The organism is Fretibacterium fastidiosum (assembly GCF_000210715.1).
Lineage (GTDB): Bacteria > Synergistota > Synergistia > Synergistales > Aminobacteriaceae > Fretibacterium > Fretibacterium fastidiosum.
In genome coordinates this window covers 2,376,957-2,379,367 of the sequence record NC_021038.1, presented here as the reverse complement: position 1 = coordinate 2,379,367, position 2,411 = coordinate 2,376,957, and the positions used below count along the sequence as shown (strand labels likewise).

The 2,411-nt window shown below is 59.8% G+C and carries 2 protein-coding genes; both read right to left on the bottom strand.

What is annotated here, in order from left to right; all coding sequences use genetic code 11:
• Positions 1-1,354 (bottom strand): CDP-glycerol glycerophosphotransferase family protein (locus SY1_RS10715; protein ID WP_208873778.1); only part of this gene is annotated, 1,354 nt, incomplete at its 3' end.
• Positions 1,351-2,411, bottom strand: a 1,061-nt coding sequence (locus SY1_RS10710; RefSeq protein ID WP_208873777.1) for a phosphonoacetaldehyde reductase, incomplete at its 5' end; no start/stop codon positions are given. The genes SY1_RS10715 and SY1_RS10710, both read right to left, overlap by 4 nt.

Sequence of the window (2,411 nt, the reverse complement as noted above, 5' to 3'; positions counted from 1 at the left end):
CTTTCCCCTCCGCCTTGTCCCTCCGGGAGACGGACAACTGTATGGATTTTTCGACCAGATATTCCGCAACCTGCCTCCCGGCACATCCGAAGCAGGAGATATAGCGCCGTCTGACATCCTCCATCCCCTGCATCTTCCCCTCACGCAGGGCCTCCTCGACGACCTCGACGATATCATCTATCCTGTCCCTGCCAACCGGGACGCAGATCTTATCTGCCAGGGAATCCATGCATTCCGGGGGAAGATCGGCGATCTCAAAAGAATCCCTTTCCCCGATCTCCGTCTCGAGGGAGATGACGGGCTTCCTGTAAATCATCGCATAGTCCATGCGGATAGCCGACGTGTCGGAGATCAGGATATCGGAAACCAGAAGGGAATGGGATGGATCGCTGTCCTCGTCCCACGTCACGTTGTCGAACGCCGATAAATATCTCTTGAGCCGGCGCAGCAAGGCGGGCTCCGTCCTCCACGACTGAGGGTGAGGACGGAGGATGATATCGAAATCCGCCCTTGCAAGCGTCCCGATAAAATCCGGATCGTAGCAGGACAGAAATCCCTTTTGTCCCCACGACGGAGCCAGCAGTATCGTCCGCCTTTTCGCCACGGTTTCCGTTCCGTCTTCCCCACGGCCGTGCATCTCATCCCTGTCACTCAATCGTTTGAGCAGCACGTCCCAGTAAGGCAGTCCCGTACAGACCAGTTCCTTCTCCGGCAGGCCGCGAAGCCGTTCGAGGTGTCGAATCGCCGGCCGGGAGTACTCCCCCACCATGCAAACCCCGTCGTAGGCGTCCAGGGACCCTTTTTTATAATAGGCAACCCCCGCTGGAGCGTGAAAAACATGGACAAGAAACTCCACGCCAGCCGGCCTCGGAAGCGGGAATCCCGGCGTGCCGATATTCGGAGTGGTGGCAAGCATCACCCTGCACCGTATTCTGTTCAATCGCGCATAGGCAGCGCTACCCTCTCCCAGGTACCGTCCTCTCATCAGGGGACTGCGTATCGTCAATCCAGGGTCCTCGATATCCGAGGTAAAATAACTGAAGGGTTGCCCTCGCGAAATCAGCGCAGCAACGATCGGCTCAAAGGTCGTCCAATAATTCTTCCCCTCGCTGAAGATGGCGATATCTTGACAGGACCGTCCCGGTTCATCCGAACGGCGCCTGCCCGTCCAGATTTCAACCACCCGATAGAATATCCCCTTCAGCACATATCCCACAACGCCGACCGCCGTCACGGCGATATACACCAAAGCATTGCCCGCACTGGGGTCGAGGTACGCCGCCGCAGGTCCGGGATACAGGAGGATCAACAGACAAGCCAAGCCGCCATAACGAACAAACCACCTAATTTTCAATCCTTCCCCTCTTCTTCCGTGCAGCTCCGCGCGAGCCTCACGGGATTGTTGCTCAGACGCAAAACGTTGGCCTCCGCAAAGGCGTGGGCGTAAACGACGTCGAACGACAGCCCCTTTGCCTCCATCCAGGAATCCGTCAAACCTGTGGCCTCTCGCAGGGCATAGAGGCTTCGCACCCCCTCATCCACCGTTTCGCAGCCCAGTACGTTCAAAATCTCCCCCACAGCCTGCCGCAAGAACCCTTCGCCCCGCGGGTCCGTCACGCGATCGGCGGAAGCCGTTCCGTTCTGCCTGAGGACCTCCGGAAGGAACGTCGCCACAGCATGACCATGAGGCAATCCATAGCGCGCCGTAAGGCAATAGGAAAACGCGTGGGCCGCCGTGGTCTTGGCGACGTCGATGGCCCGCCCCGCCAGGTAGGCGGCCCGAAGCATTGCCGATCGGCTTTCCGCCTCCGGAGCCAGGACGACGGAGCGCAGAACCCGTGAACCGATCCTCAGGGACTCCCGACTATCCTTCCGGGAGCTCCCCGTCGAGCCAACCGCCCAAAGGGACTCCATGGCCTGCGCCAGAGCGTCGAACCCCGTGCAGGCCGCAACATAAGGGGAAAGGGAAAAGGTGAAGGCGGGATTCAGGAACACATAACCCGGCCGTATCCGCGAGTCCCCCACGGAGTGCTTGACCAGCCCATCGTACAGGACGGCAAAATGAGTGGCCTCGCTTCCTGTCCCTGCCGTCGTCGGGACGGCCAGGAACGGGAGAAAACCGCCGCATTCCGTTTCAGAGCGTATCCCCTTCAGGTACTCCCCAGGGCTCTGCCGCGTCGAGGAAAAAAAGTTGACCAGCTTCGCCATGTCGAGGGGGGTCCCCCCTCCGACGGCCATGATCAGGCTGCAGGGGGCCTCCTCAAAAAAACTCAGCGCCGCCTGCAAAGCCTCGATATCGGGATTCGCCGCCACCACCCTGAGGTGCCGTACGACCATCCCATTCAACAGGGGGGAAAAGAAATCGGCAGCGCCGCTTGCCTCCCATGAGGCTCCTCCCGTCACCAGAAACA